Source organism: Streptococcus sp. GMD6S, assembly GCF_000297015.1.
In genome coordinates, this window is record NZ_AJRH01000082.1 from 1 (window position 1) to 4,354 (window position 4,354).

The following is a 4,354-nucleotide window of genomic DNA, read 5'->3' on the forward strand; positions in this document are numbered from 1 at the left end:
GCTGGTATGCGTAAGTCTGGTAAAGTCTATGAAAATACGGAGAAATATTCTGTCATGCGAGCCATGCGAGCCATTGACCGTTCTGATGTGGTCTTGATGGTCCTCAATGCAGAAGAAGGTATTCGCGAGTACGACAAGCGTATCGCAGGTTTTGCCCACGAAGCCGGTAAAGGGATGATCATCGTTGTCAATAAGTGGGATACTCTTGAGAAAGACAACCACACCATGAAAAAATGGGAAGAGGATATTCGTGAGCAGTTCCAATATTTGCCTTATGCACCGATTGTCTTTGTATCAGCTTTGACCAAGCAACGTCTCCATAAACTGCCTGAGATGATTAAGCAAATCAGTGAAAGCCAAAACACCCGTATTCCTTCAGCAGTTTTGAACGATGTGATTATGGATGCCATTGCCATCAATCCAACACCGACAGACAAAGGGAAACGCCTCAAGATTTTCTACGCTACCCAAGTGGCAACCAAGCCACCAACCTTTGTCATCTTTGTCAATGAAGAAGAACTCATGCACTTCTCTTACTTGCGTTTCTTAGAAAATCAAATCCGCAAGGCCTTTGCCTTTGAGGGAACACCGATTCACTTGATTGCAAGAAAACGCAAGTAACCCTTGCTTGTTTTTCTACAAAAATAAACTAAAAGAAGACTTCATAGTCTTCTTTTTTCTATACTAAAAGGGGAGAAAAGAACCTGCCAAATTGGAGGAGAATCTGTCATCAAATTTCAATCATTTTCCTAGTTTTTGTAATCTATTTGTAATGAAAATGCACTTTTTTTGTAAAAATCAAAATGCTATAATTCCTTAAATCAATTTTCCTTTATCAGGGAGGTTATTATGAAAAAAAGCAGATTATTTAAACATAGTTTGTTGGTTCGCTTGCTTGGGTTGCTAATGATCTTTCTCTTCTTGTCAGCATTCACAGCACCTGAAAAACCTGAGTACGGAATTTATGACCCGGATCATTATTTAACGGATGAGACTATAAGTCAGATTCGGGAATTGAATAATGTCAATAGTAAAAAATCAGAAAAATTCCAGATGGGTGTTTACGTTGTGAAAAGCCTAGATGGAGAAACAATCGAGACTGTAGCCAATGAAACAGCTAGGGCTTGGAAGATTGGCTACTCGGGAGATAATCACGGTGTCTTGATTGTGGTAGCAGTCCAAGATAGAAAATCACGGATTGAAACCAGTAATAATGTGGCCAGTAAGATCACTGACTATCAGACTCACAGGTTCTTGACAACAGCACGTCCTTACTTTAAAAATGGTGACTATAACAAGGGTGTTCTCTCAATAGTCAATAATCTCAACTACATGTTCTATAGTGGATCGAGTACGACTGCTTCAAGTTCTAAAAGTAGTTACGACTATACTACCAACTCTAGTCGCTTAAGGGAACTTGAAAGGTATGCTGGTGAGAGTAGTTCTTCGAGACGTCATCGAAAAAGCAGTTCGAGCGACGGAGTTATCGTATTTGGAGTTCTCATTTACTTCATCGTGATGATTATCGGATTTCTATTTGGTGGTCGTGGTTCACGTGGAGATGATTCTGGCGGTGGCTGGTGGGGCAGTGACTCATCAGACTCAGGTTCCTCTTGGTCTGATTCAGGTTCTTCTTGGTCTGACTCAGGCTCCGACTCATCTGGAGGCTGGGACGGCGGTGGCTTTGATGGTGGCGGTTCGTCTGATGACTGGTGAGTGATCATATATTGCACAAACCGATTTTTCCATACAGTAAGGTGACTCCTTTGCAAGAGTTCACTCCTTAATTAAAAATAAAAACAAAGTTTGGGAAATTGATTTAAAATCTGAGTATTTTCTCAGAAAAGTTGATAAAAGAAAGTGTTAAGGTTTTGATATGAAACAAAATAAAGTAATTCTCTCAATAGTGGCGATCTTTTTTGGACTACTAGTTCTGGGAAGTTGTTCCGCAGTGACGACCTATAATGGTCTGGTTGGTGAACAGACTAAAGTGGAGCAGGCTCAGGCCGATGTTTCGACAGCCCTCCAACGTCGTTCGGACTTGATTGGTAACTTGGTGGAGTCCGTTAAAGGACAAATGAATCATGAAACCGAAGTCTTTACCAAGATTGCGGATGCTAGAGCTAAAATCGGTAGTAGCTCAGTGACATCGGAAGAAAACCAAAAGGCTCAGGGAGAATTGAGCTCTGCTCTTTCCCGCTTGATTTCCTTGACGGAGAATTATCCAGAGCTCAAGAGCAATCAAAATGTTGAGCAACTAATGGTCGAACTTTCAGGCAGTGAAAATCGTATTTTTGTAGCACGCAAGGACTATAATAAGGTTGCAGCTGAGTACAATCAAAAGTTGAGAAGTTTTCCAACCGTGCTTTTTGCGAATATGATGAACTTTAAAGAAGCTGAAACCTTTAAAGAAACAGAAGAAGCCAAGACAGTTCCTAAGGTCGATTTTGGAACATCTTCATCAAGTCAATAAAGTGAATCAGCCTGTGAATAAAGGAATTTCTCTAGTAGGACTAGTGATTTCAAATCCGAACCTGGAAAGCTTTTTCCAGGTTTTTTTGGTATAATAAAAGGGAAGAGACAGTGACTCAAATGGAGGTTTGCTATGGAGAAAACAAAAGCCTTTCTTGAAGCGCACTACAAGAGATATATTCTTACGATTTGCCTTCTCTGGTTCCTCATGTTTTTCCTTCCTTGGGATTGGCAAATAGGAGGAGTTTCAGTATATTATTTCGTTATGAAAAAACTCTTTGTGGTTTTTGGAGTTTTATCCATCCTATACTCCGTGCTGATTAAAAAAATCAGTCTTCTCATCTTTGGCATCATCTTTTGCTTGGCCTTCTGGATCAATCTCTTTTGGTATTTTGGGATATTGCCTATATTCTTGGGAAATTAAACATTAAAAAATGAAGGACTAGACTAGCTTCTAGTCCTTTTTTCTTCCTTATTAAAATAGTTGGAGATATGAAAATAATTTTGTTGACGGACTGTCTGTATGATATAATAAGTCCCGTAAAATGAAGATTAAGGGATTTGAAAAATGGCTAAAAAAGTAAAAGATTATTATGACTTGGCTTATGCTAGGGATTTGAGTCGACGGTTGCAAGAAGCGTCCCCTGCATTTGATGAGCGAAAGTTTAGGTTGTTGGTAGAAAAAGACTTGGAAGAGTTGGAGTTTAGCCAGCGTCAAGAACTCTTGGCTAAAAGTATCAAAGATTGCCTTCCCCTATCTTATGAGGACTCTCTCAAGGTTTTTGAGAAAATTTTGGGTCCCGAGTTGGAGGGTGGTTTAGGTATGTTCTCAGAAGGATATTGGCTTTGGCCAATCGGAAAATATGTAGAGCTATATGGGGACAAGGAATTTGAATTGAGCGCGGCCTTTAGTAAGGAACTAACCAAGCGATTTACTGGAGAATTTTCTATGAGACCTTTGCTGGCTCGCTATCCTAAGGCTACAATGGCTTTGCTGTTAGAATGGAGTCGGGATGAAAATTTGCGCGTTCGTAGACTTGCCAGCGAATGTATGCGTATCCGTCTGCCTTGGGCTAAGAAACAAACCGTGGTATTGGATTATTTTGAGGATTTCACCACTATTCTGACCAATCTAAAGGATGATAGAGACAAGTCCATTCAAAAAAGTGTAGCTAATAATTTAAATGATTTATACAAGGAAGATCCTGATAAGTTTGAAAGGATTCTTCAAACTTGGCAAAAGAAGGAGCTAAGTCCAAGTTGTGCTTGGATCATCAAGCATGCATCTCGAACAAAAAACAAAAAGGTAGCCACAGAAGATTGATGCAAAAAAAACTGAATTTCAGCTGGCCTTTTCCGTTGTAAATTAAGGATTCTTTCTTGAAAAATAATGGTAAATATGCTAAAATTAAAAGAACATTCTAAAATATTCAGAATAAAAAGTAAGGAAAATCATGGCTAATATTTTAAAAACGATTATTGAAAATGATAAAGGAGAACTTCGTCGTCTGGAAAAGATGGCTGATAAGGTTCTTAACTATGAGAGCCAAATGGCTGCAATGTCAGACGAAGAACTAAAAGCGAAAACTGACGAATTTAAAGAGCGGTACAATAAGGGTGAATCACTTGATTCATTGCTATATGAGGCTTTTGCAGTAGTTCGTGAAGCTGCAAAACGTGTCCTTGGGCTCTTCCCTTATAAGGTTCAGGTCATGGGTGGGATTGTTCTTCACCATGGTGACGTTCCAGAGATGCGTACGGGTGAAGGGAAGACCTTGACAGCGACTATGCCAGTGTACCTCAATGCCCTTGCAGGTAAAGGGGTTCACGTAGTTACAGTCAACGAATACCTAACAGAACGTGACGCGACTGAAATGGGTGA

5 protein-coding genes and 1 pseudogene are annotated in these 4,354 nt (G+C 39.8%); all 6 read left to right on the plus strand.

All coding sequences use genetic code 11. The features are described 5' to 3' along the window. Positions 1-621 (plus strand): GTP-binding protein (locus GMD6S_RS08370; RefSeq protein WP_000518382.1); only part of this gene is annotated, 621 nt, incomplete at its 5' end. Between the two features lie 228 nt (positions 622-849). Further along, on the plus strand, positions 850-1,716 hold the full coding sequence (locus tag GMD6S_RS08375) for a TPM domain-containing protein (RefSeq protein WP_000749678.1): 867 nt from the start codon (positions 850-852) through the stop codon (positions 1,714-1,716). Between the two features lie 160 nt (positions 1,717-1,876). Further along, positions 1,877-2,473 (plus strand): LemA family protein, encoded by a 597-nt coding sequence (locus GMD6S_RS08380; RefSeq protein ID WP_000812473.1) that lies wholly within the window; start codon positions 1,877-1,879, stop codon positions 2,471-2,473. A gap of 132 nt (positions 2,474-2,605) precedes the next feature. Beyond that, entirely contained in the window at positions 2,606-2,896 is a 291-nt protein-coding gene (locus GMD6S_RS12990; protein WP_000415957.1) for a hypothetical protein, read from the plus strand. 144 nt (positions 2,897-3,040) lie between these two features. Beyond that, positions 3,041-3,796: a DNA alkylation repair protein gene (locus GMD6S_RS08390; RefSeq protein ID WP_001085879.1), complete on the plus strand. Its 756-nt coding sequence runs from the start codon at positions 3,041-3,043 to the stop codon at positions 3,794-3,796. Positions 3,797-3,926: 130 nt separating this feature from the next. Beyond that, positions 3,927-4,354 (plus strand): annotated as a pseudogene (locus GMD6S_RS08395) (preprotein translocase subunit SecA); the annotation flags it as partial.

Bases quoted from the DNA above. Each gene is read 5' to 3' on its own strand.
- GMD6S_RS08375 (WP_000749678.1), top strand. From the start codon at position 850: ATGAAAAAAAGCAGATTATTTAAACATAGTTTGTTGGTTCGCTTGCTT.
- GMD6S_RS08380 (WP_000812473.1), top strand. From the start codon at position 1,877: ATGAAACAAAATAAAGTAATTCTCTCAATAGTGGCGATCTTTTTTGGA.
- GMD6S_RS12990 (WP_000415957.1), top strand. From the start codon at position 2,606: ATGGAGAAAACAAAAGCCTTTCTTGAAGCGCACTACAAGAGATATATT.
- GMD6S_RS08390 (WP_001085879.1), top strand. From the start codon at position 3,041: ATGGCTAAAAAAGTAAAAGATTATTATGACTTGGCTTATGCTAGGGAT.